At 70.6% G+C, this 25,851-nt stretch carries 19 protein-coding genes; 7 read left to right on the forward strand and 12 right to left on the reverse strand.

The genetic code is table 11. The features are described 5' to 3' along the window. The first annotated feature begins 45 nt into the window (after positions 1-45). Positions 46-276 carry a hypothetical protein gene (locus AC3AOF_RS05910; protein WP_236991653.1) on the forward strand — a complete coding sequence of 77 codons (231 nt, stop codon included), beginning with the start codon at positions 46-48 and terminating at the stop codon, positions 274-276. 400 nt (positions 277-676) lie between these two features. Here AC3AOF_RS05910 and AC3AOF_RS05915 read toward each other — a convergent pair whose 3' ends face one another. From AC3AOF_RS05915 to AC3AOF_RS05940, 6 genes are all read right to left on the reverse strand, one after another. Beyond that, positions 677-3,010 carry an FdhF/YdeP family oxidoreductase gene (locus AC3AOF_RS05915; protein ID WP_488347939.1) on the reverse strand — a complete coding sequence of 778 codons (2,334 nt, stop codon included), beginning with the start codon at positions 3,008-3,010 and terminating at the stop codon, positions 677-679. A gap of 76 nt (positions 3,011-3,086) precedes the next feature. Then, a complete protein-coding gene (locus tag AC3AOF_RS05920; RefSeq protein WP_236991651.1) occupies positions 3,087-3,554 on the reverse strand; it encodes a YaiI/YqxD family protein in 468 nt (155 codons plus the stop codon). A gap of 4 nt (positions 3,555-3,558) precedes the next feature. Then, positions 3,559-3,750: a hypothetical protein gene (locus AC3AOF_RS05925; protein WP_099954190.1), complete on the reverse strand. Its 192-nt coding sequence runs from the start codon at positions 3,748-3,750 to the stop codon at positions 3,559-3,561. Positions 3,751-4,080: 330 nt separating this feature from the next. Next, positions 4,081-5,232, reverse strand: a complete 1,152-nt coding sequence (locus AC3AOF_RS05930; protein WP_236991650.1) for a glycosyltransferase family 4 protein — start codon at positions 5,230-5,232, stop codon at positions 4,081-4,083. Between the two features lie 20 nt (positions 5,233-5,252). Next, positions 5,253-6,281 carry a glycoside hydrolase family 5 protein gene (locus AC3AOF_RS05935; RefSeq protein ID WP_488347940.1) on the reverse strand — a complete coding sequence of 343 codons (1,029 nt, stop codon included), beginning with the start codon at positions 6,279-6,281 and terminating at the stop codon, positions 5,253-5,255. Position 6,282: 1 nt separating this feature from the next. Next, entirely contained in the window at positions 6,283-7,665 is a 1,383-nt protein-coding gene (locus AC3AOF_RS05940) for a lipopolysaccharide biosynthesis protein (RefSeq protein ID WP_488347941.1), read from the reverse strand. Between the two features lie 356 nt (positions 7,666-8,021). On the opposite strand from AC3AOF_RS05940, the gene AC3AOF_RS05945 reads away from it, so the two are divergent. The 4 genes from AC3AOF_RS05945 to AC3AOF_RS05960 all read left to right on the forward strand — a co-directional run bounded on the left by AC3AOF_RS05945 (position 8,022) and on the right by AC3AOF_RS05960 (position 12,985). After that, the gene (locus AC3AOF_RS05945) at positions 8,022-8,831 is read left to right on the forward strand and encodes a WecB/TagA/CpsF family glycosyltransferase (RefSeq protein WP_236991647.1); all 810 of its coding nucleotides are present in this window, start codon (positions 8,022-8,024) and stop codon (positions 8,829-8,831) included. Positions 8,832-9,103: 272 nt separating this feature from the next. Continuing rightward, entirely contained in the window at positions 9,104-10,945 is a 1,842-nt protein-coding gene (locus AC3AOF_RS05950; protein WP_488347942.1) for an alpha/beta hydrolase, read from the forward strand. 11 nt (positions 10,946-10,956) lie between these two features. Further along, positions 10,957-11,871 carry a glycosyltransferase family 2 protein gene (locus AC3AOF_RS05955; RefSeq protein ID WP_488347943.1) on the forward strand — a complete coding sequence of 305 codons (915 nt, stop codon included), beginning with the start codon at positions 10,957-10,959 and terminating at the stop codon, positions 11,869-11,871. Between the two features lie 70 nt (positions 11,872-11,941). Further along, complete coding sequence (locus AC3AOF_RS05960; protein WP_488347944.1) at positions 11,942-12,985, forward strand: zinc-dependent alcohol dehydrogenase family protein; 1,044 nt, start codon at positions 11,942-11,944, stop codon at positions 12,983-12,985. 126 nt (positions 12,986-13,111) lie between these two features. Here AC3AOF_RS05960 and AC3AOF_RS05965 read toward each other — a convergent pair whose 3' ends face one another. The 4 genes from AC3AOF_RS05965 to AC3AOF_RS05980 are packed head-to-tail and all read right to left on the reverse strand — an operon-like array spanning position 13,112 to position 17,845. Then, a complete protein-coding gene (locus AC3AOF_RS05965) occupies positions 13,112-13,957 on the reverse strand; it encodes a PIG-L deacetylase family protein (protein WP_488347945.1) in 846 nt (281 codons plus the stop codon). Further along, a complete protein-coding gene (locus tag AC3AOF_RS05970) occupies positions 13,954-15,297 on the reverse strand; it encodes a GT-D fold domain-containing protein (protein WP_488347946.1) in 1,344 nt (447 codons plus the stop codon). The genes AC3AOF_RS05965 and AC3AOF_RS05970 overlap by 4 nt, the downstream gene beginning before the upstream one ends. After that, positions 15,294-16,226, reverse strand: coding sequence for a class I SAM-dependent methyltransferase (locus tag AC3AOF_RS05975; protein WP_488347947.1), 933 nt, complete (start codon positions 16,224-16,226; stop codon positions 15,294-15,296). The genes AC3AOF_RS05970 and AC3AOF_RS05975 overlap by 4 nt, the downstream gene beginning before the upstream one ends. Beyond that, a complete protein-coding gene (locus AC3AOF_RS05980; RefSeq protein ID WP_488347948.1) occupies positions 16,223-17,845 on the reverse strand; it encodes a group 1 glycosyl transferase in 1,623 nt (540 codons plus the stop codon). Before AC3AOF_RS05980 ends, AC3AOF_RS05975 begins: the two co-directional genes overlap by 4 nt. An 84-nt stretch (positions 17,846-17,929) precedes the next feature. Here AC3AOF_RS05980 and AC3AOF_RS05985 point away from each other — a divergent pair, with 84 nt between their 5' ends. Then, positions 17,930-18,088 (forward strand): hypothetical protein, encoded by a 159-nt coding sequence (locus AC3AOF_RS05985; RefSeq protein WP_236991639.1) that lies wholly within the window; start codon positions 17,930-17,932, stop codon positions 18,086-18,088. A 1,381-nt stretch (positions 18,089-19,469) separates the two neighbouring features. Here the strand turns inward: AC3AOF_RS05985 and AC3AOF_RS05990 are convergent. Beyond that, a complete protein-coding gene (locus AC3AOF_RS05990) occupies positions 19,470-21,410 on the reverse strand; it encodes an SDR family NAD(P)-dependent oxidoreductase (protein WP_236991637.1) in 1,941 nt (646 codons plus the stop codon). Positions 21,411-21,933: 523 nt separating this feature from the next. Here AC3AOF_RS05990 and AC3AOF_RS05995 point away from each other — a divergent pair. Next, positions 21,934-23,055, forward strand: coding sequence for an FAD-binding domain-containing protein (locus AC3AOF_RS05995; RefSeq protein ID WP_488347949.1), 1,122 nt, complete (start codon positions 21,934-21,936; stop codon positions 23,053-23,055). Positions 23,056-23,217: 162 nt separating this feature from the next. Here the strand turns inward: AC3AOF_RS05995 and katG are convergent, their stop codons facing one another. Continuing rightward, positions 23,218-25,518, reverse strand: coding sequence for a catalase/peroxidase HPI (gene katG, locus AC3AOF_RS06000; RefSeq protein WP_488347950.1), 2,301 nt, complete (start codon positions 25,516-25,518; stop codon positions 23,218-23,220). Positions 25,519-25,851: the final 333 nt, after the last annotated feature.

The raw sequence follows: 25,851 nt of genomic DNA on the forward strand, positions 1-25,851 counted from the left end.
CTTGGCGCGTTGACCCGGGCACAGGCAATGACCGTGGAGCACCCGATGACCGATTGGAGGCCCATCGATCGCGCGCCCCGGGACGGGCGCTGGATCATCGCCATCCACCGGGACGAGCCGGACCGGCGCGCCGTGATCCGCTGGGATCCCGGGCGGCTCGGGGACGGCCGGCCCTGGCACGTCGCCACCACCGATTACGGCTACGAGGTCGACGCCTTCACCGACTGGACGCCGTTTCCGGAGCCGCCGGGGCAAGGAGAAGGGCAGGGGGCCTGATGCCGGCCGACGCGACGGCCTTCCCCTCGGGGAGAGCGTTGCGTCGCTCGGTACGGTGAGCAGGTTGCAGCCCATCGGCACGGTGGCCGCGCGGCTTGTCCCTTTGGCCGGATTGCGCGGCCCGGTTGCGTGTGGGACAACATGGAAGCACCGCCGCGATGGCGTCGCGGCGGTGCTTGCCCTCGTTGAGGGCCTTCCTCCCCAGACTTCGGGCCGCTCTCGAGGGCGGCATGTTTCGTGTCTGTGATCACAGTGGTACCCGGCGATTCACGCCCGCACAAGCACAATTGTGCGTCATTCCCGGGCACCTGGCATTTTCCTGCGCAGATCCCGGGGCAGGGCAAATCTCATGACAGGGGAGGGGGCGCGCGACACCCCGCCCCGACGATGTCGGCCTCCGTCAGATCGGATGCGCCGCGTGCCCGGTCGGCTCAAGCCGGTCGGTCTTCGCGCCGCCGGCCTCCGGCCGGATCCGCACCGGCACCGATTTCGCCGCCGGCGTTCCCGACTGGATGTCGTGGTGCGAGAGCGCCATCAGGGGGTTCATCTCGGGGTAATAGGCCCCCAGGCATCCGTCCGGCAGGGAGAACGGCGTCACGGTGAGGCCGGTCACCTCGCGGGTGATCCCGTCGCCGGCATCGCTGACGAGGGAGACGACCTGGCCCTCGCGCAAGCCGGCCCGGCGGATCTCGCCGGGGTTCATCAACAGCACGTCGCGGGTCCCCTCGATCCCGCGCAGGCGGTCGCTGTAGCCGTAGATCGTGGTGTTGAATTGGTCGTTCGACCGCATGGTGATCAGCCGGTAGCGGCCGGGCTCGTCCTCGAATCCGGTTGCCGACATCACCTCGGGCGCGGTGAACTCCGCCTTGCCGCTCTCGGTCTTCCAGATCCGCTCACGGGCCGAGTTGCCGCGATAGAAACCGCCGGGGATCCAGAGCCGGTCGTTGAAGTCGTGGAACTCCTCCCGATAGGTCTTGGCGATCTCGTCGCGGATCAGGCCGTAATCGCCGACCCACTCGTCCCACCGAACCTTCGGGTTTTCCGCCAGCGTCGCCTTGGCGAGGCCCGCCACGATCGCGACCTCCGACTTCAGGAAGTCGCTCGCCGGGGTGCGGCGCCCTTGCGAGCCGTAGATGCAGCTGAACGTGTCCTCGATGCTCACCGCCTGCGGTCCGGCGGCCTGCTTGTCCTCCTCGGTGCGGCCGAGGCAGGGCAGGAGGTAGGCGATCTCGCCGTTGACGAGGTGCGAGCGGTTGAGCTTGGTCGCGACCTGCACGGTGAGGCGCATGCCGGTCCAGGCCTTCTCCATCCGGTCCTGATCGGGAATCGCCCGCACGAAGTTGCCCCCGAGCCCGATGAAGGCCTTGATCGAGCCCTCGAGGATGCCCTCGCAGGCCTCCACCGTGTTGACGCCCTTCTCCCGCGGCGGCTCGAACTCGAATTGCTCGGCGATCCGGTCGAGCGGCACCAGTTCCGGCTTCTCCGAGATACCGACGGTGCGCTGGCCCTGGACGTTGGAATGGCCCCGCACCGGCGACACCCCGCTGCCCTCGCGCCCGATATTGCCCTTGAGCAACAGCAGGTTGACGACCATCGCGACGTTCTCGAAGCCGTGGACGTGCTGCGTCAGCCCCATGCCGTAGAAGGCGCAAGTTCGCTCGGCCTCGACATAGACCTGGGCCGCCGCCTCGATATCGGCGCGCGGGATCCCGGATTCGCGCTCGATCTCCTCCCAGGGGGTCGCCCGGACCTTCGCCTCGAAGGCGTCCAGCCCGGTCGTGTGCTGGGCGATGAAGTCGACGTCGAGGATTCGGGTGCCCCGCGCCTTGGCGGCGTCGTCGGCGTTGAATACGTGCTTGCACAGGCCGAGCATCACCGCGATGTCGCCGCCGGGCCGGACCTGATGGTACTGCGCGCTGATCTGCGTCGAGGAGCGGGTCAGCATCTCGACCGGGCTCTGCGGGTTGGTGAAGCTCTCCAGCCCCCGCTCGCGCACGGGATTGAAGGTGATGATCTTCACCCCGCGCTTGGCCGCCTCCTGGAGCGGGTGCAGGAATCGCGGCGAGTTGGTGCCGGTGTTCTGGCCGAAGAAGAACATCGCGTCGCATTTGGACAGGTCGTCGAACACGACCGTGCCGACGCTGGCACCGATCACCTTCTTCAAGGCCACCGAGGTCGTCTCGTGGCACATGTTGGAGGAATCGGGCAGGTTGTTGTTGCCGTAGAGCCGGGCGAACAGGGCGTAGAGATACGAGGTCTCGAGGCTGGCCCTACCGGACGAGTAGAACACCACCGATTTCGGAGCGAGCTGGCGCAACTCCGTGCCGATCGCCTTGAAGGCCTCGTCCCAGCCGCAAGGAACGTAGCGGTCGCTGGCGCGGTCGTAGCGCATCGGGTGGGTGAGGCGGCCGAGCTGCTCGAGATCGTAGTCGCTCCAGCCCCGCAACTCGGTCAGCGTATGCTTGGCGAGGACGTCTGGCGTGCAGCGCCGGGTGGTCAGCTCCCACAGGGTCGCCTTGGCGCCGTTCTCGCAGAACTCGAAGGGGTGGTAGTTCGCGGGCTTCGCCCAGGAGCACGAGACGCACATGAAGCCTTTCGGCTTGTTCTGGCGAAACAAGGTCTCTGTGGCGAGCGGCGTCGCCCATTCCTTGCCGAACACCTCGGCAATGCCGCGCACCGAGCCCCAGCCGCCGGCCGGGCTGTCGTAATGGACCGTGTTCTCCTCGACCGACATGCTGGCTCTCCCGGCGGCGAAAGGCAGCCGCCGACAAGGAACCCGCAGGGATTGGGTAAGTTCGCGGGAAGCGGGCTCAGCCGCCCTGGGCGTTGCGCCGCAGCCGCACCAGCGCCCGGTCGAGGGCGTCGAGGAAGGCGGAGCGGTCCTTCGCTGAGAACGGCTTCGGCCCGCCGGTCACCGCGCCGGCCTCGCGTAAGGACTGCATCAGGTCGCGGGTCGCGAGCGCCATGCCGACCGAGGAATCGGTGAAGGCCTTGCCGGTCGGGCCGAGCACGCTGGCGCCGGCCTTCACGCAGCGGCTGGCCAGCGGCACGTCGGCGGTGACGACGACCGTCTCCGGCCCGGCCCGCTCGGCGATCCAGTCGTCGGCGGCGTCGAACTTGTCCGACACGATGACGCGCTCGATCCACGGCTCGCGGGGCACGTTCAGAAACGCATTCGCGACCACGACCACGTGGGCGCCATGCCGGCCGGCGACGCGATAGATCTCGTCCTTGACCGGGCAGGCATCGGCATCGACGAGGATGGTGATCGCCGCCATGGTGTCAGCGGCCGGGATTGAGGAACAGGCTGTCGAATTCCGGCGGCGCGTAGTCCCGGCCGGTGATGTCGGTGATGACGACGTGGTCGTGGCCCTCGGCCTCGAGTTCCTGCGCCTTCTCCAGGGCATCCTCCGGCGAGGTGCGCTGGTGCGACAGCGGGCCGTTGGCGGTGTGGGCGGTCACGACGAGGTGCATTGTCATCCTGTTGCGGGCGGGTCCCGCACGCTTATCGCATGAGGACTTGCGACGCGGCGAGCCCTGGCAGGGGAGGGGAGGGCAACGGCATCCGTCGCCGCGGCCCGGCCAGGGTCGCGGATGAGGGTTAACGGTGTGTTGACGGAGCGCGGCCAAGCCCTCCCCCCCTCTGCGCGGCAGGAGACGGGCAGAGCGACGCCGAAAGATGTGGCGCCCTTCATGCTGCGCGTGACCTCTCGGGAATCGGCGTCCCCTCTCCCGGGCCGCCTCCGGGGGCCACCCTGACCCGCAGAAGGGGGCAGGCTCGCAGACCTTTTGGCCCAGATCCCCTCACGCCGCCGTGGCGGCCACCACCGGCCCGGTCCCGGCGAGCGCCGCCTCGTAGGCCGCGACGTAGCGCGCCGCGACGCTCGACCAGCGGTACTCCGACAGGTCTTCCGACCCGGGCACGATCGCACCCCGCTCCAGGCGGTCGTAGGCGCCGCGGATCGCCGCGGCGGCGCCCGGCGCATCGGCGAAATCCGTCAGGGTGATCGAGGGGTGGTGCCGCCCGAGCCAGGCAAAGGCGTCGTTGGGATGGGCCACCGGGACGAGCCCGGCGCTCAGCGCCTCGATCAAGGCGATCCCGAACCCCTCGTATTGCGAGGCCGAGACGAACAGGCTCGACTGCCCGATCAGGTCGCGGACCGCGGGAGCGTCGAGGCCGGTATGCAGGGTGACGGCGCCGGTCAGCCCCAGCCGGTCGATCTCGGCGGTGAGCGCGGCTTCGGTCCAATCGGAGGGGACCCCGACGATCCGCAGCCGCCAGCCGGCGCCGCCGGTGGTCAGCGCCTGCATCGCCGCGAGCAGGCGGTCGAGGCGCTTGTTGTGGGCGAAGCGGCCGAGGGTCAGGAGCGCGCGGCGGGGCTCGCGGGAGGCGGCGTCCGCGAACTTGTCGAGGTCGACGCCGTTCTGGATCACCGTGACGTCGCCGGGTGTGATGGCTGAGAACAGCCGGGCGTCGCTCTCGCTGCAGGCGATGATCGCCTCGTAGGCGCGCGCGCTCATTCGGGTCGGGCCCTGGAACCAGAGCTGCTTCAGCCGCGAATGCGCCTTGGTGTGAAAGAAGCCGCCATGGGTCGTCGCCACCATCGGCCGGCGATGCAGGGGTCTGGCCAGCGCGAAGGCGTCGAAGAAGAAGTCGATGGCGTGGACGTGGACGAGGTCGGCGTCGCCGAGATGCCGGAACACGGACGGCGCGACGGGATAGCGGTGCGAGCCGACGAACGGGATCCGCTCGATGTCGATCCCCTCCAGCCGCTCCCGCGCCGGCAGCCGGGCGTCGGGCTGCGAGAACAGCCGGTCGAGGGTCAGCACCCGGACCCGGTGGCCGAGGCGGGCCTGCTCGCGGGCGAGGTTGGCGACGAAATCCTCCAGCCCGCCGCGATTGGGCAGGAATTGGCGGACCACGTGCAGGATCGAGAGGGGGGCGGGGTTCGGCATGGCGATTGTCAACCTGGCGCTCACGGCTCGCAGGACGGCTTGGCTTGGGCGGCGGCCTGGATCGCGGCCACGACCGGGGCGGTGGCCCCGGCGGGATCGAGCCTCAAGGGATAATCCGGCGCCCACAGGTCGCCCGCGGCCCAGGCGGTCCAGCCGACCCAGGCCTGCGGATTCGCGTTGAGATGGGCCAGCAAAGCCGCCAGCTTCTCCGGGCAGCCGCTTTTGCCGGAGGCGCCGATCTCGCCCAGGAAGGCGCGGCGCTTGTTCTGCACCAGCCAGCCGGTCAGGCGTTCCACCGCCTTGAGGGCGTCGGCGCCGCGGCTGCACTCGGCATGGGTGCCGGAGAAATCGGCGTCGAGGTACTGGTGCACCTCGTAGGCGTAGTTCTCTCCCGGATCGACCGTACCGAGCATGATCGCGGCGTTGTTGCCGGTCGGCAGGTCGGCGGTCCAGCTATGCGCGCCGGTCCAGCCCGAGCCCGGCACCAGCACCAGCTGCCTGGCCCCGGCCTCCCGGATCGCCGCGATGGCGGCGTTGGCGGCGGTGAGCCAGCGATCGGCCGGGATGTCGTGCGGCTCGTTCATCAGCCCGAACACCACCGAGGCGTCGCCCCGGAAGTGCTGCGCCAGGCGTCGCCAGACATCGGCGAAGGCCTCCGGCGTCACCATCTCGGTGCCGATCCGCGCCTTGCCGTGATAGGCGTAGTTGTGCAGGTCGATCACCGTGCGCAGGCCCGCCCGTGTCCCGGCCGCGACCGCGGCTTCGAGGCGGGCGAGTTCGTCCGGATCGAGGGGCTGGCGCAGGGTCGGTTGCAGCCGCTCCCAGCGGATCGGCAGCCGCATCGCGCTGAGGCCCAAACCCGCGAACCGGCCGATCGTCGCGGCCGAGGGGTAGAGGTAATCGAAGCCGTAACGTCCCGGCACGGTGCCGAACTCGGCCCCGCTGATGTTGACGCCGCGCAGGCAGGCGGGTGCGGGTGCGGGTGCGGCGGCGGCAGGCGCGGGCGGGAGCGCCAGGAACAGGCAGGCGAGGGCGAGGAGGCGGCGCATGTCACTCGGCCGCCTGGGCGGCGGGCTGCAAGGGGGCGGATTGAGAGGGGGCTGGTTGCGAGGGGGCGGGCGCCCGGCGGCGGGTGAAGAAGGCGGTCGCGCGGCTGTCGACGTTCCAGTTCGCCCGCACCCAGCGGGCGAGCACCAGGTTGATGACGATCGTCCAGCACACATTCGCCACCGCGACGCCGAGGATGCCGAACGGTACCGCCACGAGGCAGAGCAGGACCGCGTAGACCGAGAACAGGACGGCGTTGCTGATCAGGATGTAGCGCTCGCCGCCGCCGATCGTCAGCAGCGAGGCCCCCGGCCCGAAGAACGCGGTGACGACCGACGAGAGGCTGAGCACCATCAGCACGTCGGTATGGGCGGCGAAATCCGGCTTGAACAAGGTCAGCGCGAAAGGAGCGCCGACCGCCATCGCCACCGCGCCTGCCGACGAGATCGCGAAGCTCGCGAGCGACAGCCGGCCGACCAGGCGCTGCGCGCCCTCCCGGTCGCCGGCCTGGAAATGGCCCGCGATCATCGGCATGCTGACGGTGTCGATCGCCGCGCTCGGCAGGTTGACGAGCGTCGCGTAGCGGAGGGCCACGAAGTAGAACGCCGCCTGCTCCATGCCGAGCAGCGCCCCGACGATCACGGTCTCGAGGAAGGCCGTGACCGCCACCATCACGTTGTTGGCGGTGAACAGCAGGCTCTCGCTGCGCCAGGCCGGCGCCTTCTGCGGATGACCGAAGCCCCCGCGCCAGGAATCCCAGCCGTGAAGGCTCGCGAGGTGACCGATCTGGTAGAGCGTCATCGCCAGCAGCAGCCCGAGCACGATCCCCATCGCCGCGGTGGCGCCGGTGAGGAGGCCGGCGAGCGAGGCACCCCAGAGCAGCACCGAGCAGGCGCCGCGCCAGACCACCTCCCGCGGCAGCAGCGCCAGCCAGATCCGGCCGTGAACGCGAAAATAGCTCTGGAGATATTCCGACAGCGCGAACACGGCCGCGAAGGCGCAGGCGAGGTGGAGCCGGTGATACGGGTCGGGCAGGGATTCCTCGGCGACGAAGACCACCGCGCTCACACCCACCATCAGGGTGATCGCGATCCCGAGCCAGCCGAGATTGTAGCGCACCAGCCCGTCATTGTGCGGCGTGACGCCGTCCTGCGCGCGGTAATGCTTCAGCACCAGGTTCTGCTGGCCGAAGGCCGCGATCAGGCCGAGCCCGCTGCCGAGCGAGAACAGGAAGACGTAGACGCCGTACTCGTAGGTGGTGAGGACCCGGCTCGCGACGAGCAGCATCACGAAGCCGAGCACCGCGCTGGCGATCCGGGCGACGAAGGCCGAGGCGAATTGCTGCGAGCGGGCCGATCGGCGCAGCCGCGCGACGAGTGTCAGCATCGTGTCCGTCGCCTCTCGATGGGGCGGGGTCTTCGCGCCCGCCGCTCATCCCTCGGACTTAGCAGCGATCCCCTATCGGGACTTTAACGCGATCCCGCGCGTGCGCCCCGACCATCGGGATATCGTCGCGACGTCGTAACAAGACGACAAGCTTATCCATTCGTAACGGCTCCGATACGGACTTGCCGGTATTCGTCCAACGCGCCGTTAACCCTGCACTGAATTAAGGCTGCATCTCGGGTGCGGGTGGCTGCATTCATCGTGAGGCGGGTGCGGACCGCCGGCAATTCTTCACCGATCGCCGCGATGGTCTTGCCTCGACACGGATCACCGCAACCCCCAATCGGAAGCGTCCCATGCCTGACCGCGCCCCCGACACGGCGCCCGGAGCTGCGAGCGTCGACCGGCTCGAACTCGAAGGCGTCAGCATCAGCGACCTCACCCGCGACGAGGTGTTTTCCCGCCTGCGCGATGCCCTCGACCGGCGTGCACAGGTCTGCCTCGGCTTCTGCAACGCCAACATGCTGCTGAAGGCGCTCGGCCTGCCTGCCTATGCCGCCGCCCTGCGCGGCTTCCTGCTCGTCAGCGACGGGCTCGGGATCGACCTGTGCTCGGGGCTGTTCCGCGGCCGGTTCTTCCGCCAGAACCTCAACGGCACCGACCTGGTCCCGGCCTTCCTGGCCGCCGAGACGGTGCCGCGCACCCTGTTCCTGCTCGGGGCCAAGCCCGGCATCGCCGAGGCGGCGGCGCGCAACCTGGCGCTCCTCCATCCCCAGCACCGGGTGGTCGGCGTGCGGGACGGCTACTTCGCGCCCGAGGAGACCGGCGCCGTCATCGCCGCGATCAACGCCGCCTCGCCGGACATCCTCCTCGTCGCCCTCGGCAATCCGGGCCAGGAGATGTTCATCGCCGAGCACGCGCACCGGATCGACGCGCGCGTGCTGATGGGAGTCGGCGCGCTCCTCGACTACACCGCCGGCGCCTCCCTCCGCGCGCCCGCGGCGCTTCGCCTCGTGCGGCTCGAATGGCTGTTCCGTCTCCTGCGCGAGCCGCGCCGCCTCGGACGACGCTACACCGTCGACATCGTGGTCTTCCTGGTCGCGATCCTGCGCCTGCGGCTGGCGAGCCTGATGCGCGACCGGCCGGTCCGGGTGGCGCGGTCGTGAGGGGACACAGCTAGGCTTTGGGGGAGAAGGAGTGGCGCGGGTTTCTCCCTCCCCCCTCTGCGGGGGAGGGGGAAACCCGCGCCACTCCTTCCGCAGCCAGCCCATCACCGCGAAAACCCTTTCGTGACGGATCACGAGGCATGATCCGTCACGGCCGGCGCCTCCCCGACCCCGCTCGTCTTAGACGAATCAGAAAAATTCAAGCGCTAAAACAATCCAGGCCGGCCCCAGGGTCGAGGATTGTTCCGATCGAACGAGAAGGAACTGTGCAGATGCTGACCGACGGCACGGGCGAGAGGCCCGCCGCGACGGAGCCGGTCCCGGTCGCCCTCGGCGATGCGTTCGGCTGGTACAGCCCCGGCGCGCGCCGGCGCGGCGTGCTGCTCTGCGGCACCTTCGGGTTCGAGCAATGGTGCGCCTATCGCTCCTGGCGCGAACTCGCCGTGATGATCGCCGGGGCCGGCTGCCCGACCCTGCGCTTCGACTATCCGGGCCAGGGCGATTCGCGCGACCCGGCGGGGCCCGAGATCCCGGCGGCGCTCGATGCGATCCGCGCCGGCCTCGCCTTCCTGCGCGAGCGGGGCGCCGAGGAGATCGCCGTGGTGGGCCTGCGGCTCGGCGCCACCCTGGCGGCGCTCACCGGCGAGGACATCGACCGGCTGGTGATGCTGAGCCCGTTCCCGAGCGGCAAGGCCTATCGGCGCGAGATGGCGATGCAGGCCCGGCTCATCGACGTGATGCCCGACCGCACGCCGATGCCGCAGGAGCCCGATTCGCTGATGATCGGCAGCTTCCTCCTCGGGTCCCAGACCCTCGCCGACCTCGCGCGGCTCGACCTCGCGGCGGCGGAACGCCCCCCGGCACCCCGGATCCTGATGCTCGGCCCGAAGGTCGATGCCATCGCCGAGCGCTACCGGGCGCTCGGGAGCCAGGTCGAGACCGGGCCGTTCCCCGACCTGACGCAGCTCGTCTCCGATCCGCTCTTCTCCCGCACCCCCGACCAGACCTTCGCGCTGGTGCGCGACTTCGCGGCGGCGGAGGCGCCGGCCGCAATCGAGCCGGTTACCATGCCCCCCTTGCCGCCCTGCCGGCTGGAGGACGAGGACTGGCGCGAGGAGGTGTCGCGCTTCGGCCCCGGCCTCGTCGGCATCCTGTGCCGGCCGGCCGCGGCCTGGAGCGGCGATACCGTGCTGGTGGTCAATTCCGGGCGCAACCCGCGGGCCGGGCACGGGCGCCAGACGACGCGGCTCGCCCGGCGCCTGGCGGCCTCCGGCATCGCCTCGTTCCGCTTCGACCTGCGCGGCATCGGCGACAGTCCCGACCGGCCGGACGGCTCGCTGCCGCTCTACGCCGCCGATTCGGTCGCCGACGTCACGGCGGCCATCGATCACCTGGCGGCGTCTGGCCACACCCCCGGCGTGGTCCTGGGCAATTGCAGCGGCGCCTACCAGGCGTTCCAGGCCCTCGTCCGCGATGCCCGCCTGCGGGCGGCGGTGCTGGTCAACCTGTACTGCTTCGACCTGAAAGCCGGCACCGACGTCGAGACCATGGTGCGGGACACGTTTCGCCACAGCCAGAGCTACGGCGAGCGGGCGCGGCAGGGCCGGTTCTGGCACCGGATCCTCACCGGCGACCTCAGCCTGATGAAGATCGCCCGCGCGCTCCTGCGCGACGGCGCCGCCCGCCTCGACCGTGCGACCGCCCGGATGCCGTGGCGGACGCTCTCCGCCGCGAGCGTCGCCGGCCGGGTGGCCTCCTTGCGCCGCCGCGGCGCCCGGATCTGCATGGTCTACAGCGCCGACGACCTCGGCATCCCGACGGTGCGGGCGCATTTCGGCGAGTCGGAGACCCGGATCGCCCGCCGCCTCGGCTACCCGGTCCAGATCCTCGAGGGTACCGACCACAACCTGAGCCGCGCGGTCGACCAGGACCGGATCTTCGCCATCCTCGAACGGGTGGTGCGCGACACGCGGCCCGAGACCCGGCCGGGTGCCGCCCCCGAGCCGGCGGCCCCGCGGCAGGCCCAGGGTCCGGGCGACCTGTTCCTGCAGGCGTCACCCCTGCAGGCGTCGCCCCTGCAAGTGTCACCCCTGCAAGTGTCACGCGGCGGCTGAGGATCAAGACGATGAGCACCGAGCACGCCCCCTCCGCTCCCCCGCCGCTCGTCTCCCTGCTGGTCTGCACCAAGGGCCGCTCGGCGCAGCTCGAACGGCTGTTCGAGTCCCTGCTGCTCCAGACCTGCCGGGATTTCGAGGTGGTGCTGGTCGACCAGAACGAGCCCGGCACCCTGGAGCCGATCGTAGGCCGCTACCGCGACCGGCTCAGCATCGACCATGCCCGTTCGGCGCCGGGCCTGTCCCGGGCCCGCAATGTCGGGCTCGCCCGCTGCCGCGGCGACCTGATCGCCTTCCCGGACGACGATTGCTGGTATCCGCCCGGCCTCGTTGCCGCGGTGGTGCGGCTGTTCGCCGAGCACCCGGGGGCCGATGCCGTGACCGGGCGCACGCTCGACGCGGCCGGCCGCGAGTCCCTCGGCGCGTTCCTGGCCGCCGACCAGGCGGTCGACCGGCGCAACGTGTGGTTCTCCGGCAATTCCAACGGCCTGTTCGTGCGCCGCGCCGCCGCCCGCGCGGTCGGCGGCTTCGACGAGAGCCTGGGCGTCGGCGCCCCGACCCCGTTCCGCTCCGGCGAGGAGACCGACTTCCTGCTGCGCCTCCTCGCGCAGGGGAGGGGGGTGGTGTTCCGCCACGGCCTCGTCGTCCACCACGACCAGGTGGCTGAGGCCGGCCGCCACACCCGCGCCGCCGATTATGCCCGCGGCTTCGGCCGGGTGCTGCGGCTGCACCGCTACGGCCTCGTCTATCTCGGCTTTCGCCTCGCCCGCTTCACCGCCAGCGGCACCCGCGCGCTCCTGCGACGGGACACCGGCACGGCGCGCGACAAGGCGTTGTGGGCGATCGGGACGGTGGCGGGCTACTGCGCCGCGCGGCGAGGAGCGGGAGAGACGGTCGCGGGAGGGCAGGGCGCCTTCGGTCGCTGAGGATTGCGCTCCCGGTCGCAATCCTGTCGGAAGGAGCGGGTTTTCCCCGCGAGACAAGGATGCGGCCGCCATGAAAGCGATGATCGTCGAGCGTTTCGACAGGGTCCCGGAAATCCGCGACGTGCCGGACCCGACGCCCGCGCCCGACGGCGTGGTGATCGACGTCAAGGCGACGGGGCTCTGCCGTAGCGACTGGCACGGCTGGAAGGGGCACGACCCCGATATCCGCCTGCCCCACGTGCCGGGACACGAATTCGCCGGGGTGGTCTCGGCGACGGGATCGGCGGTGCGCCGGTTCCGGGTCGGCGACCGGGTCACGGTTCCGTTCATCGCGGCCTGCGGCCATTGCCGGGAATGCCATGCCGGCCACCAGCAGGTCTGCGAGGCGCAGTTCCAGCCCGGCTTCACCCATTGGGGCTCGTTCGCCGAGTTCGTGGCGATCGACCGGGCCGACCACAACCTCGTGCGCCTGCCCGACGACATGACCTTTCCGACGGCCGCGAGCCTCGGCTGCCGCTTCGCGACGTCGTTCCGGGCGGTCGTCGACCAGGGCCGGGTGCGCGGCGGCGAGTGGGTCGCCGTCCACGGCGCCGGCGGGGTCGGCCTCTCGGCGATCATGATCGCGTCCGCCCTCGGCGCCCAGGTCGTCGCGGTGGACATCGCCGCGTCCAAGCTCGCGCTGGCCCGGGCCATGGGGGCCGATGCGACGGTCAACGGCCGCGACGTGCCGGACGTGGTCGAGGCGGTCCGGGAGATCACCGGCGGCGGCGCGCACGTGTCGATCGACGCGCTCGGCAACCCTGAGACCTGCTTCAACTCCATCGCCAACCTGCGGCGGCGCGGCCGCCACGTGCAGGTCGGCCTGATGCTGGCCGACCACGCGCGGGCGCCAATTCCCATGGCGCAGGTCATCGCGCACGAACTCGAGATCTACGGCAGCCACGGCATGCAGGCCTGGCGCTACGACGCCATGCTGGACATGATCCGGGCCGGCCGGCTCAAGCCGGAGCGGCTCCTGGGCGAGACGCTCTCCCTTGCCGAGGCGATTCCGGCGCTCGTCGCGATGGGCGGCAGGGCGCCCGACGGCATCGCGATCATCGATCCGCGGGCTTGATACCGTTGCGCTGTCGCCTCGACACGTCGATGCGACAGCGTCCGGCGCATGGGCGCCGATGCCCGTTGGGGCTTGGCCAGCCCCTTCGAACAGGTCCGTTCGAAGGGGCGGCGGTACGAGTCGTGCTCAGGACGCCACGGCCGCGACGGCGCGGCTCAGGCCCTGCCAGACCTCCAGGCCGTACATGACCTCGCTTCCCGGCGGCGGCCGCGAGAAGTCGTAGGTCGGGGCCGGCCTGAAACGCTCCGGGCCGAACCCGAACAGACCGAGATTGCCGGTCTGGCTGCGGTGGCAGGCGAAGGCCGCCTCCTTGCGCCGCGCCGCTTCCGGCGTCAGCGGCACGACGATCTCCGGGAGGCCCGGATCGTCGAGGAAGCGCCCGGTGCGCAACTGGCCGTGCCGCCGGTGGTAGCTGGTGAATTCGAGCCGCGCCGGGGCGTGGCTGCCCTGGCGCACGAGGCGCGCGCAGGCCTCCTGCACCGCGAAGGCCGCCGCGTCGTGGTCGAAATGACCGCCCTCGTAGGGGTGGGTCAGGACCGCATCGACCCAGATCAGGTCCTCGACCAGCCGCTCGACCGCCACCGCCAGGTGGTCGGCCAGCCGCCCGTCCGGAATCTCGTAGAAGGCCTGGCGGGTGAAGCGGCCCTCGACCAGCACGGCGAGGGCGTCGACGAGCTCGCCGCGCCGGGCCGCCGCATAGGCCTGGCGGGTCGCGAAGCCGGCATTCGCCGCGATGGCGGGATCGAGCGGCGCCCCGTCGGTGAGCTGCAGCAGGGTCAGGTCGCGCAGGTGGGCCATCACCCCGCCGAGGCCGATCGTCTCGTCGTCCGGATGCGCCGTGACCACGGCCACCGCCAGGTCCAGGGGCTGGCGGGCCGCCAGGGCGCCCAGCACCCGCTCCGTCGCCGGCATCGTCATCGCGGTCTCGTTCCTCGCGGTCGCGTCCCTCGTGGTAGCGTCCCTCTCGGTCATGCGCCCTCCGCGCGGGGTGGAGACACGCCGTCGAGGCGGTAGCGGGCGAGGTCGGCGAGGCCCGGGCGGGTCGCCTTGCCGGACCACGCATCCGCGATCGACCCGATATCGACGGCGACGCCGCCGCGGGCGGCGATCTCGTGGCAGTAGAGCTTGCCCAGGTAGCCGGCGGCGATGAGCCAGAGCATTCCGGTCCAGTCCCGGCTCCGCAGGCGCGCCGTCACCCGCGCGAAGGCGTCCGGATAATGGGTGCCCGGCATCCCGGTCGCGCCGATGACGCGGGTGAACCGCTTCTCCTCCGGCACCAGCAGCGCGGCGGCGACCCGGGTGCCGGGCCGGCGCGCGAGCGTGGCGGCCAAGGCCGGGTGGCAGGAGATCAGGCCGACCGGGTGGCCCGCTCCCATGAGCCGGTGCAGGGCGCCCGAGAGGTGCAGGTCGAGGTGGATGTCGTGGGTGCAGAAGGACGGACCCCCGGACCCCAGGAGGGCTGCGACGTGGCGCAGCACGTTGGTGCAGCACGGCACGCCGTCGGGACTGGCGATGGCGTATTCGTGCCGCACCCGCTCCGGATAGGTCACGCCGACGACCGAGGCGGCCGGGATCGTCGCCAGGATGCGTTGGCGCAGGTCGAGGAAGTCCCGGCGGTCGATCAGGGCGTCGCTGCCGAACCAGGTCCGCAGGATGCGCTTGCGGTTGCGGCGATAGAGATCGCGAAAACGCCCGCCCTCCTCGTCGGGATCGCTGATCCAGGCGCCCTCGCCGTCGCCGAGCCGGATCAGCGAGAAGGGCTCCCGTCCGGAGAGGGCGGCCCCGATGCGCGCCTCCACGGCGGCGGTGCCGAGATGGCGCTGAGAGGTGCGGACCGCCATGGCGAGACGCATCGCCTCCGCCTCGGGATGCCGCCGCATGAAGGCGAGCAGCTGATCGAGCCGGGCCACCCGGCCGGCTTGCGCGGGCGTCGCCGAAAAGGCCGACAGGCACCCTTGCGCCTCGTCGAGCCGCCCGGAGCCGGCGAGCTGGCGCACCGACTGGACCAGGGTGAGGATGTCGCCCGGGTCGGCCGCCCGCGCCCGCGCGAAGTCCTGCGCGGCTCCCGCGGCGTCGCCCGCCCGCCGGCGCAGGATCGCGCGCTCGCGCCAGCCATAGGGCAGGTGGGGAAACAGCCGGCACAGTTCGGCGAGGATCGCGGCCGCGCCGAGGATGTCGCCGCGGTCCCGCAGGGCCTCGGCCGCCCGCACCGCCGCGACGGGATCGGCGCCGGCCTGTGCCCAGCCGGGGCGGGGCGTCTCCCGCCGCTCCGGGCCGGCGGGCGGGGGATGGCCCGGCACGGCGCCGATCACGACGCCTCGCCCGGGATCTTCTCGATCTCGAACACCACATGCGTGCAGAACAGGATCCGGAGCAGGTTGATGGTCCGGATGTCGAGGCCGAGCCGGTGCCCGGTCTCGATCAGGGACCGGTGGACGAAGCCCCCCGGCCCCATCATGGCGTTGAACGGGGTGTCGTCGCTCGCCGTCAGGGTGATCAGCAGGCGGCGCAGCAGGAACACGAAGGCATCGTGCTTCGGCTCGACCCGGGTCAGCCGCAGGCCCGCTTCCTGCGCCGCCACCTTCAGGCCGTAGGGCGTGAAGTTGAAGGTGCCGTAATCCTGCATCTGCTCCAGATACGCCACCTGCCCGATCAGCTTGCCGCCGGGCCGCAGCACGCGGGCGATCTCGCCGAAGCTGAGATCGATGTGCTGCACGTGGTGGAGCACCACCATCGCCCAGACCACGTCGAATTCGCCGTCGGCGAAGGGCAGCACGCGCCCGTCGTAGAAACGCACGGCGTCGCCGAGGCGCGCCACCTCGTCCCGGACCGTGCCCGAGACGCTGTCGAGATGGTCGACCCCCTGCCAGGCATAGCCGAGAGATTCGATGAACGGCCGGCTGTGCATCGACCCGCAGCCGAAATCGAGCAGGCGGGCTCCTGGCTGGAAGGCGGCGGCGAGCAGGTCCTCGGCCGACGCCGCCTCCAGGCTGTCGCCGTTCACCGCCGGGCCGACCTCGTGGTAGAAGGATCCGTCCATGGCAAGCGTCGTCGCCCGGGCGGCGATCGCGCCGATCAGGCGTTCGAGCTGCGCGTCCAGGGTCTCGGGCGGGGTCTCTGCCGCCGGCTTCGGGGCTGCCTCCGAAATGGGCGCCGGCGCGGGCCTCCCGCGATCGGGATCGAGGAGCCGCGCGAGGGTGCGGCGCAGGGCCGTGAGGCTGAGGCGGTTCGGGGCGTTCATCGCGGCCGTCGGCTCCGGAGGGCGTCGATCATCGTACGGTAATCCGCAGCCGCCGCCTCGGGTGCGTGGGCTGTGCGCAGGCGTTGCGCCGCCGCCGCACCCAAAGCCGCGCGCCGGTCCGGCGCGGCGACGAGGTCGCCGAGCGCGGCGATCCACGCCGCCGCCCCGGCGGCGAGGCGGATCTCGACCCCGTCCCGCAGGGTCTCGCGGAGGGCGAGGGTGTCGCCCGCCAGGGTCGGGATCCCGAAACGCGCGGCGGAAAGCCAGCCGGTCGGGCCCAAGCAGGATTCGGCCTCGCTTCCGTCCACCGGCACGAGGTTCAGATCGCTGTCCCGCACCGCCTCCTCCCCGTCCGGGACGGGCCCGCGCCGGGTGATGCGGTCGGCGAAGGGCGCGAAGGCGTCGTCGAGCAGGACGAAGCCGGCCGTCGTCAGCCTGACCCGCTTCTCCCGCTCCAGAACATGCAGCAGGGCCGCGCCGACGGGATCCGCCGGGCCCACGATCCGCGATTGCGGCGTGGAGAGGAACAGGCGGATCGCGTCCCCCGCCGCGCCCGACCGCTCGCCCGGCTCGGCCGCGTCCCGCACGACGAAGCTGCGTCCCGTCGCGACGATCCGGTCGAGATGGCCGGCGAGCGCCCGGGTCGGCGCGAGGCCGTGATCGCACAAGGCCGCCGCCCCGCGATAGAGCGCCACCCCGAAGACGAGGTCCTCGTAGGCCCGCTCGCCGATCCGGCCCTCGAAGGCCGCCCGCGGCGGCGGCGCGTGGCGCGGGTCGAACGTCATCTCGTCGGTCTCGTACAGGGTCGGGACGCCGAGACGCCGGGCGCGCACCAGCGCCTGGACGACGGTGGGCCAGGCCGGCATCCGCACCAGGATCGCCGCGGTGGCGGCGGGGAGCGCGTCCTCGAAGGCACGGACGGTGGCGAGGTCGAAGACGCGCACCGCGTAACCGATGCGGCCGAGAAGCTCGACCGAGCGGCCGAGCCGGCGCCGCGCCCGCTCCGGAAGGCCGTCGGCCAGCACGGCGACGAACGGTTCGGGCGACGGGGCCCGCGCCCCGGCGGGCAGGCACGCGGCCGACAGCTCCGCCACGTCCCGCACGGCTTGGGCGAGGAGCGCATCGCCCTCCTCCCGTCGCCCGTCGCCGTAGAGCGACCGCGCCGCCCGGCCGCGCTCGGCGAAGAAATGCTCGGTTGCGTCGCGGACCAGGGCGTCGCCGGCGGGTGTCGGGACTCGCGAGGCGAGGCCCCGAAGGCGGCCGAACAGGCGCGGCCACGCGCCACGCGCCACCGCCGCGGCCACGAAGCCGCGCAGCGCCGCGTCGTCGCCCGCGCCGTCCGCCGACAGATCGTCCAGGAGCGTATCGTAGAGATCGAGGGCGGCGCTCCAGGCGCCGGCGCGGCCATAGGCCTCGGCGAGCCTGACCTGCGTGGAGGCGGAGGGCTCCAGCGCGGCGGCCAGCTCGTAGGCGCGGATCGCTTCCTGCCGGCCGAGCCGCGTGAAACGATCGCCGACCGCGATCAGGAACGACGCCGCATCCTCGCCATAGGGAAGCCGCTCGCCGGCCGCGGCGAAGCCCTCGCGCAGGAAATCGGCGAGGGCCGCCCACCGGTGCACGGCGGTGCGCGGGTAGAGGCGCGTATAGAAGCGCCACGGGAAAGCGGCGGGGTAGGCCTGCAGGGCGAGGCCGAGGCACTGGAGATGCGCGGCCTGCGTCCCTGGGGCGCCGTCCGGACCGCCCTGGGCCTGCCATGCGTCCTGGCAGGTCGCATCGTCGGCATGGGCGAAGGCAGGATGCGTTTCGCGAAAATGATCCGGATCGAAGCCTGGAATCTGATCGGGGCGATAGGCGAGTCCTAGCGACTTGCCGACCGTGCAATAGTGGAGGCGGGCATCCTGGTCGCTCAGGTTCTCGGCTTCAGGATTGATCTTGCGGTATTCGACCGGACTGAAATCGTGCGGCAGCTTTGCGAGCGCTTCATTCAGCCGCGTCGCGTTCGGGAAACGTCCTTCGCGTCGGCCATGCTTGACGTAGTGATGGCTCAGGGAGTCCGTGCTGTTGAAATGACTGAGATCCGCATAGAAATTTTTGTAGAATACAACATCGAGTTCTACAGGAAGCGCCGACGCGATCGGAAATGCGGGTTGTGTTGCCGTTTTGTTTCTGTGAATGTTTGCAAGCGAAAGAGTCTTCTTGATTTTATAAATCGCCATTATACTTTCCTGCAGCTCGATACTCAGGTCTGCGATTTTTCATTCATCCATGAAGCCCGGCGCTCGACACGACGATATATATAATCGTTTTCCGAATTTAGTCTTTATCCTGATGTCCAATTTTTTTGTCAAGGCATCTCATGATGCGCCTCGGAGTTGAGTGAGCCCGAGTTGATTGCATCCGGCAGTGTCATGTACTGAACGGGCGCCGAATGTCGCAGGACCGGCCGGCGCTGCCGGCCTGCTGGACTCGACGCGGTCATCGGATCAGGTCACAGGATCAGGTCATAGGCTCGCTCGCCGCCACAGTCTCGAGCAGGCTTGCCCTGGCAGGCCACACGCTCGGCGGCGTGGCGATTCATCTGCGGGGCATGTCCGGATTGCAGGCGCGGCAAGGGCCTTCGCAAGCACGGGACTGTCCCCGATCGCCCGGCGCGATGGCTCCCCCGGAGGAGGCCTGTACCGTCCCCGAGGGCAGCGCCCGATCACGTTGCCACGGGACACGACAGCGACCTGAAGCCTGCCGGCCATGGGGCGGTCCAACCCTCAACCTCATCCTGAGAGCCTGTTTGAGCGGATTTGACTGCCGAAATCTGACGGTGAGCATGAGATGTCCTACCCATCCACCTCATCCTGAGGTTTCAGTCGATCGAAGATCGACTAACCTCGAAGGAGGGCTCCAGGGATCGCGGAGGCTTCTGGAGCCCTCCTTCGAGGCTCCTTTCAGTCGCACCTCAGGATGAGGTGGTGGGTAGGATATCCCCCCAATAATCTCAAGTATTTTTCAGAAATTGCTGCTCAAACAGGCTCTGAGGTGTCGGCGATCGGAGATCGCACACGATCGGAGATCGACTGACCTCAACTTAGGTCTTTGGTTTGCCGCATTGTCTGCGACGAACCGGTCTCCACGTCGTCGGAAAATGCCCTAAGCAGACTTGCGTTGGCAAGCCAACGCTTCGTCCGCTTAGGTTGTTGAATTATCGCAGATTTTTGTCGCAAAACCGGCCGCCACTTTTGCGAAATCTGCTTAGCCCACCTGCGAGAGGCGGCCGGTCTCGCCGGCCGGCCGGTTCCGCAGCAGGAAGTCCGGGATCGCCTCGCCGAACACCGCGTCGGCCGCCGCCCGGTCGTCCGCCGCCACCGCTTCGGCCAGGCGGTCGAGCCAGGCTTGCAACTGGGCGCGGTCGGCGAAGATGGGTTTCGCTGCCATCACCCCGTCGATGCCGGCGAGGTTCACCATCGGCTCGTCGCGGGCAAAGAGAATCTCGTTCAGGCGCTCGCCCGGGCGGGCGCCGGTGACTACCACGTCGATGTCCTCGCCCGGCTCGAAGCCGGCGAGCCGAATCATCCGCTCGGCGAGGTCGCGGATGCGCACCGGCTGGCCCATCTTGAGCACGTAGACGGCGGCACGCTGGTCGCCGGCCGCCGGGTCGCGGGCCTCGCGGTCGGCGTGGGAGGCGGCGGTGAGGACGAGGTCGGCGGCCTCGCGCACCGTCATGAAGTAGCGCACCATGTCCGGGTGCGTCAGCGTGACGGGGCCGCCGCGGGCGATCTGCGCCTTGAACACCGGCACCACCGAGCCGACCGAGCCGAGCACGTTGCCGAACCGCACCGCGACGAGGCGGGTCTCGCCCGCTGTGCGCCCGGCATCGAGGGCCTGGGCGTACATCTCGGCGAAGCGCTTGGTGACGCCGAGCTGCGACACCGGCTCGATCGCCTTGTCGGTCGAGATCATCACCAGCGCCTTGGCTCCGGCCGCCAGCGTCGCGTCGGCGACGTTGACCGAGCCGAAGACGTTGGTCTTGATGCCCTCGCTCCAGTCCCGCTCCAGGTAGGGCACCTGCTTCAGCGCAGCGGCGTGGAAGACGTAGTCGGGCCGGAACTCCGCCAGCACACGACACAGCCGGTCGCGGTCGCGGATATCGGCGATGACGCCGCTCACCCCCTCCCGGCCGGAGAGCCCGGGGCGGCTCAAGACCCCGTGCAGGGCGGGCTCGGAACTTTCCAGCACCAGGACGGCGCTCGCCCCGAAGGCGACGGCGCGGGCGCAAATCTCCGAGCCGATCGAGCCGCCCCCGCCGGTGACGACGATCCGCTGGCCGGTCAGGAAGTGCTCCAGCCGCGGCCGGTCGATGGCGACGGTCGGGCGTAAGAGCAGGTCCTCGATCTCGATCGGGGCGAGTTCCGCCCCGCGTCCGGCATCGCCGAGGCTCGTGACGCGCGCGAGCGGCAGGCCGAGGCGGCGCGCCCGGGCGATCAACGCCTCGGGCTCGGCCTCGGGGGCGAGCGCGCTCGGCGTCGCGACGAGGCGGCGGATCGGCACGCCGCGGGCGGCCAGGCCGGCCACCACCGCGTCGAGATCCGAGACGGAGCCCAGCACCGGCACCCCGCGCATGGTCTGGCCCTGCTCCTCGGCCCGGGGCGAGAGGATGCCCTTCGGGTCGAGCTTGCGCACGGCGCCCGATTCGATCGCGCGGAGCACCACCTCGATGTCGTGGCCGCGCCCGATCAGCAGGGTGGGCGTGCTGGCGGCCCGCGCCGCGCTCTGGCGCGAGCGGCTGTATTTCAGGTAGCGGAACGCCAGCCGCGGCCCGCCGAGCAGGAAGATCTGCAGGACGAAGTAGAGCCCGATGGCGATCTTGCCGAAGAAGTAAATGCCGAACAGGGCCGGTGAGACCAGCACGTAGTCGAGCACCAGCAGCAGCAGCGTCAGCAAAGCCACGGCCCGCACGATGTTGGCGAGATCCGGCAGCGAGGCGAAGCGCCACTTGGTCCGGTAGAGCCCGAAGGCGCGATAGACCAGCCCGGCGCAGGCCACGAAGGGCGGCAGGAGCACCGGCAAATGGGCGAGCCGCTCGGCCAGCAGCGGGCCGTCGAAGCGGATCGCGAAGGTGAGGAGCACGGCGAGGGCCGTCGCCACGAGGTCGTGGACGATGATCGTCGCGGTCTTGAGGATCTGTCTGCGCATCGGGAGCCGGGCGCGGTATCGGCCGGGGCTTCCGCGGTGTCAACGCGGGGCGGCGGCCCCGGTGCCGTGCGCGGGGGGATTTGCCGAGCGCCGACGCTCCGCCATCTGGCATACCGTCAGGGAGCATCGCGGGTGCGCGACGCGCAAGAGGGAGACTCCCGCGCTGCATGCCCAGCCTCGTCTTCTAAGGCTCCAGCCTGCTCTCCGCCTCGGTGGGTCGTCCCGGAGTGGGATGGTGCATCCTCCGCCTGACGCCCAGGCGGAGGATGCACGATGGCCGGAGGTCTTCGCGGCAGCGCCCGCACGACGCCGCGCCGCCGGGTTCCTGGGCTGGGTGCCGCGTGTGCCGATGGAGCAAGCCTGCGCGCCACGGTGATGCGGTTCTCCGGCGAGGCCGAGGACGGGCCGCGCGCCGCCGACTCGGCCGGGGCTCGCCGCGCCGGCGGCCCTGGCCTGAGGCACGGCGCCGCCCCGCTTTCGGGCGCCGCCGTCCTACATGGCGGGCATGCCCCATCCTCCCGTCATGACCCGTGCGGCCGGCCTCGACCTGCTGGCCGCGTTCCTCGCCGGCCCCGGCGCCGATTACGCCGCCGCCCGCAACACCGATCGCGGCCGCGGCGTGGCGCCGACGACCTCCGCCCTCTCGCCTTACCTGCGCCGCCGGCTCCTGACCGAGGAGGAGGTCGCCCGGGCAGGCGTGCGGGCCTACGGCGAGCGCGGAGCGGAAAATTTCGTCACGGAGGTCTTCTGGCGCACCTACTTCAAGGGCCATCTCGAGACCCATCCCGAGGTGTGGGCGCGCTACCTCGCCGGGCGCGAGGCCGCCCAGGGCCGCCTCGCCGCCGAGCCCGGCCTGCGCCGGACCTACGAGCGGGCGATCACCGGTGAGACCGGGATCGACGGCTTCGATACCTGGGCGGTGCAACTGATCGAGGAGAACTGGTTGCACAACCACGCTCGGATGTGGTTCGCCTCGATCTGGATTTTTTCCCTGCGGCTGCCCTGGGAACTCGGTGCCGCGTTCTTCCTGCGCCACCTTCTCGACGGCGATCCGGCGAGCAACACCCTGTCCTGGCGCTGGGTCGCGGGCCTGCACACGCGGGGCAAACACTATCTCGCGCGGCGCGACAACATCCGGGAGTTCACGGAAGGCCGCCACGACCCCGACGACCTCGACGAGCACGCCGCCTCGCTGGAGGAGGAGACGCCGCCGCGCGAGGTTCGGCCGGCGCCGGCCGATGCGCCGCCCGACGGTCCGGTCGCCCTGCTCCTGCATCTCGACGACCTGCACCCGGAGAGCCTGCCCCTCGGCGGCGCCCGGGTGGTGCGGGTCGGCGGCCTGACCGCCTCGATCGAGGGGGCGACCGAGCGGGTCCGCGCGGCGGATGCGGCGGCGATGGCGGATGCGCTGGCCCGCGCGGGCGAGCATTTCGGCTGCCCGGCCGGGCCGGCGGAGGAAGGGTGGGCCGGCGCCCTGCCGGTCGTGACGCCGTTCGCTCCCGTCGGCCCCTCGGCGGAGGCGCTGCCGGCGGGCTGTTCGCGGATCAGGCGGGAGTGGGACGAGCGAGCCTGGCCGCTGTCGAATCGCGGGTTCTCGCGGCTGCGGGGGAAGATTCCGACGGTGATGGGGGCGTGGGGAGGGTGATGCCGGCGCAGGCGTGACCTGCACCGGCAACGAGTGGACGCGGGTTTCCCCCTCCCCCGCAACAGGGGGGAGGGGAGAAACCCGCGCCATTCCTTCCCCCGGATGCCACTGCCACAGGCGGGGAAAGGAGGGCGCTGCGCTATGCCGGCGAGGCGTTGTCCCTCACGCCGCCGTGGTCATTCCGGCCTCGTTGCGCTTCACGTCGAAGCGATCGAGCATCATCAGCTTGTGCCAGACCTTGACGAAGTCGCGCACGAACCGTGCCTGGCCGTCGCTGCCGGCATAGATCTCGACCACCGCCCGCAGCTGGGCGTTCGACCCGAAGACGAGGTCGCAGCGCGTCGCCGTGAACGTCGTCGCGCCGGTCTGCCGGTCGTCGAGGGTGAAGGTCATGCCGCCGTCGTCCGCCTTCTTCCACTCGTAGTCCATGCTGGTCAGCACGGTGAAGAAGTCGTTGGTCAGCACGCCGACGCGGTCGGTGAAGATGCCGTGCCGCGACCCGTCGTAGTTGAGGTCGAGCGCCCGCAGCCCCCCGGTCAGCACCACCCATTCCGGCGCGGTGAGCGCCAGCAGGTTGGCCTTGTCGAGGAAGACCTCCTCGGGCGAGACGCGGCCCTTGGTGATCTCGGCAAAGGACGGATCGACGTAATTGCGAAAACCGTCGACCAGGGGCTTCAGCCACTCGAAGCTCTCGGCGTCGGTCAGCGCGTCGGTGGTGTCCATCCGGCCGGGCACGAACGGCACCGTGGTCGCGGCGCCTGCCGCCTTCGCCGCCTCCTCGACCGCAGCGCAGCCGCCGAGCACGATGAGATCGGCCAGCGACACCTTCTTGCCCCCGGACGCCTTGCCGTTGAACCCGGCCATGATGCCGCGCAGTTTCTCGATTACCGGCAGGGTGCGCCGGTTGACGGTCCAGCCCGATTGCGGCGCGAGCGCCAGGCGGGCGCCGTTGGCGCCGCCGCGCTTGTCGCTGTTGCGGTAGGTGGCGACCGACGAGAAGGCCGTGAAGGCGAGGTCGGAGACCGACAGGCCGCTGCCCAGAACCTCCGCCTTCAGGGCGGCGATGTCGGCCTCGTCGACGAGCGGGTGATCGACCGGCGGGATCGGGTCCTGCCACAGAAGATCAGGCTCGATCTTCGTCTCCGGCCCGACATAGCGCTCCTTCGGGCCCATGTCGCGGTGGGTCAGCTTGTACCACGCCTTGGAGAATTGCAGCGTGAAGTAGTCGAAGTCGGATAGGAACTTCTCGCAGATCGCGCGGTAGACCGGATCGGTCTTGAGCGCGATGTCGCTGGTCATCATCATCAGCGGGTGCGACTGGCCCGGGATATGGGCGTCGGGGGTGCGCGGCGCGTTCGGGTCGGTCGGCTCCCATTGCAGGGCGCCGGCGGGGCTGCGGGTCTGCTTCCACTCGAACTTGAACAGGTTCTCGAGGTAGCTGTTGTCCCAGGTGGTCGGATCGGGCGTCCACGAGCCCTCGATGCCGTTGGTCATCGTGTATTGGGCAAAGCCCGTGCCCTCCGGGTTATGCCAGCCGAGGCCCATCGCCTCCATCGGGGCGATCTCCGGCGGCGGCCCGACCTTGTCGGCCTTGACCATGCCGTGGCTCTTGCCGAAGGCGTGGCCGCCGGCGATCAGCGCGACGGTCTCCTCGTCGTTCATCGCCATGCGGGTGAAGGTGATGCGGATGTCACGGGCCGAGCCCATCGGATCGCCGTTGGCGTAGGGACCCTCCGGGTTGACGTAGATCAGCGCCTGGTGTGAGGCCGCGAGCGGGTTCTCGAGGTCGTACTCGGCCTCGCCGTTCTTGCCCCGCCAGCGCTTGTCGCGCTGCACCATCCCGTCGAAGGCCTCGACGTTGGTCGGGTCCCACAGTTCCGGGCCCCAATAGGTCGCGTTGTCGGCCTCCCAGGCATCCTCGCGACCGCCGGCGAAGCCGTAGGTCGGGAAGTTCATGATCTCAAGAGCGCACGTCCCGGTCAGCACCATCAGGTCGGCCCAGGACAGGGCGCTGCCGTATTTCTGCTTGATCGGCCAGAGCAGGCGGCGCGACTTGTCGGTGTTGCCGTTGTCCCACCAGCTGCTGATCGGCGCGAAGCGCTGCAGGCCCTGGCCGGCGCCGCCGCGCCCGTCGGCGATGCGGTAGGTGCCGGCGGAGTGCCAGGCCATGCGGATCATCTGCGGGCCGTAATTGCCGTAATCGGACGGCCACCACGACACCGAGCTGGTCAGGAACTGCTTGATGTCGCGCTTCAGCCCCTCGTAATCGAGCGAGGCGAAGGCCGCCCGGTAATCGAAGGCCTCGCCGAGCGGGTTCGCCTGCGGCCCGTTCTGGTGCAGCATCTCGACGCGCAGGCGGTCGGGATACCAATTCTCCAGGGTGGGCGGCGTCGCGAAGGCGCCGCCGACGCGGTCGCCGCCGAAGGGGCACTTGCCCGACAGGACGTCAGTATAGGTTTCCACGCCGTGGCTCCTTCCGTGCCGATCGCGCGGCGATCGGGATGCACGAGCGACGGGCCTCGACCGCGCGAGGCACGCCGCTCAGAAGTTCTGGTTCGATCCCGGAGGATGCATTATACTGGTGCCGAGTATATGGATGTGGCCATGCCCCTGGGCGATGGGCGGTTCCGCCCCTGGCGCCGACTTGAGGACACAGCTCTTCATCCCGGACCCGACACGATCAGACCATGCGCCGGGGCAGATAGGCGCCGATCCCGTTGCGGCCACTAAATTCCCGTTCATCGCGGCCCGGGGGCTTGCGAGCGGGCATCGTGCCGGGGCCGCGGCGCCGGCACG

The organism is Methylobacterium sp. 142-1Y (assembly GCF_057747795.1).